Source organism: Streptomyces sp. NPDC002690 (assembly GCF_053592415.1).
In genome coordinates this window covers 1-2,348 of record NZ_JBSFVR010000638.1, presented here as the reverse complement: position 1 = coordinate 2,348, position 2,348 = coordinate 1, and the positions used below count along the sequence as shown (strand labels likewise).

The 2,348-nt window shown below is 68.4% G+C and carries 2 protein-coding genes; both read right to left on the bottom strand.

The genetic code is table 11. The features are described 5' to 3' along the window. Positions 1-270: 270 nt before the first annotated feature. The gene (locus ACWD3D_RS36185) at positions 271-1,251 is read right to left on the bottom strand and encodes a carbohydrate ABC transporter permease (RefSeq protein WP_451464905.1); all 981 of its coding nucleotides are present in this window, start codon (positions 1,249-1,251) and stop codon (positions 271-273) included. Beyond that, a partial coding sequence (locus ACWD3D_RS36180) for an ABC transporter permease (protein WP_451464904.1) occupies positions 1,248-2,348 on the bottom strand: 1,101 nt, incomplete at its 5' end. The genes ACWD3D_RS36185 and ACWD3D_RS36180, both read right to left, overlap by 4 nt.

The following is a 2,348-nucleotide window of genomic DNA, read 5'->3' as shown; positions in this document are numbered from 1 at the left end:
GTCACCACGATCGCGGTCTTCGCGCTGGTGGCCCTCATCGCCAGGGGGGTGGCGAAGCTGTGACTGCCGAGAACATCGTCGGCCTCGTCGTGGCGTCGAAGCGGGCGGCGTCGGCGCGGTGGGAGAGGGAGCGCGATCGGAACGGAACGCGGGCATGGCGGAGTCCTTCCGGAGCGGGGAGGAGCGGGGAGGGGTAACGGGCATGCTCCGTGCCGCGCGCGGGAGGTCTCCCGGCGCGCGGCACGTGGGGCAGCGGAGAACGCGGTGGGCTCAGCCCTTCACGGCCCCCGTGAGCATCCCCTTCTGGAAGTGCTTCTGGACGAACGGCGACAGCAGGGCCACCGGGATCAGCGCGAGGACCATGACGGCCATCTGTACCGCGAGGCTGTTGATCTGCCCGCTGCTCACCGCCGCCCCCATCGCGCCCGGCGGCACCTGGTGGGCGAGTACGAGCTGACGGAGAATCATCTGGAGCGGGTACTTGTCGCTGTCCTGGATGTAGAGCATGGCGTTGAACCACTGGCTCCAGTAACCCACCGCGTAGAACAGCGAGATGACCGCTACCACCGCGCGCGAGAGCGGCATGACGATCTGGAGCAGGATGCGCCACTCGCCGGCGCCGTCGATCCGTGCCGCGTCGATGAGTTCGGGCGCGGTGTCCATGAAGAAGCCGCGGAGCACCAGGATGTTGAAGACGGAGATCGCACTCGGCAGGATCATCGACCAGTAGCTGTTGCTCAGACCGATCCCGGTCACCAGCAGATACGTGGGGATGAGCCCGGCGCCGAAGAACATCGTCGCCATGAGCGTCATCAGCAGCGGCCGGTGGGCGATCGAGTCGCGCCGGCTGAGGCCGTAGGCGCACAGGATCGAGATCACCATGCTGAACACCGTGCCGACCACGGTCAGCCCGATGCTGACCATCGCGGCCCGGGTGACGGCGCCGCCGCTCAGCAGCTCCTTGTACGCGACGAAGGTGATGCTCTTCGGCCAGACGACCAGCCCGCCCGCGTCGTTGATGGCCTTGGTGTCGGAGAGGCTGGTGACGACCACCACCCAGATGGGGACGAGGATCACCGCGCAGATCGCGACGAGGCCGAAACCCTTGAAGGCGAGACCGGCCTTCGTCGGCTCGTCCTCCCAGGCGGGGCGCGCTTCGGTGCCGAGGAGGCGCTGGAGCGGGGTGCGGGCCGGGGCGGTGTCCACGGGCCACCCGCCCGGCGTCTTTTCGAGGTCCAGGAGAGTCGTCATTTCTTGGAGTACACCCCCTGCTCGCCCAGCATGTGGGCGACCTTGTTCGCGCCCAGCACCATGGCGACGCTGAACAGTCCCTTGAAGATCCCGGCCGCGGCGGCGTAGCCGAAGTCGCCGGTTTTGATGCCCGTCCACCAGATGTAGGTGTCGAGGATCTCGGACGCGCCGGCGCCCACCTGGTCCCGCTGGAGCAGGATCTGCTCGAAGTCCAGGTTGAGCGCGCTGCCGACCCGCAGCACCAGCAGCAGGGCGATCACCGGGCGCAGCGCGGGAAGCGTGACGTGCCACATGCGGCGCCAGCGTCCCGCGCCGTCCACCGCGGCGGCCTCGTAGAGGTCGGTGTTGACGGCCGCGAGCGCGGCGAGGAAGACGATGACGCCCCAGCCCGCGTCCTTCCAGACCGCCTGCGCGGTGACCAGGAACTTGAAGAACCCGGGGTTGGTCATCAGGTCGAAGCCTTCGTGGCCGTGTTCGCGCAGCCACTGCGCGACGAGGCCGGCTCCGCCGAACATCTGCTGGAAGACGGTGACGACGAGCACCCAGGAGAAGAAGTGCGGCAGGTAGACGATCGCCTGCACCCACGCGCGCACCCGGGAGCTCATCACGCTGTTCAGCAGCAGCGCGATGGCGATCGGGATCGGGAAGAAGAGGATCAGCTGGGTCAGGAAGATGACCAGCGTGTTGATCAGGACTTCCCAGAAGCGGTAGTCGTCGAAGATCCGGGTGAAGTTGTCGAAGCCGACGAAGGGGCTGCCGGTGATGCCCAGGTCGTAGACGTCGTAGTTCTGGAACGCGACGATGTTCCCGAGCAGCGGTATGTAGTTGAAGATCAGCAGCAGAGCGATGGCGGGGAGCGTCATCAGGATCAGCGTGCGGTCCCGCCGCAGCCGGTGCCGCCAGGTGATGCCTCCGGGCAGCACGCCGGAGGCCTGACTGCCGCCGCCCTTGGCCGCCTTGCCGGAACGGCCGCCGCGCGCGCGGGGAACCGTACCTCCGCCGGTGGCCCGTGGCCTGCCCGTGCCGTCCTCGACTCCGCCGTCCGGCGGCGGAACGTCGGACGGCGCTTCGGCCTCGCTCTCGGAGCCGCCGGACCC

Bases quoted from the DNA above. Each gene is read 5' to 3' on its own strand.
- ACWD3D_RS36185 (WP_451464905.1), bottom strand. From the start codon at position 1,251: ATGACGACTCTCCTGGACCTCGAAAAGACGCCGGGCGGGTGGCCCGTG.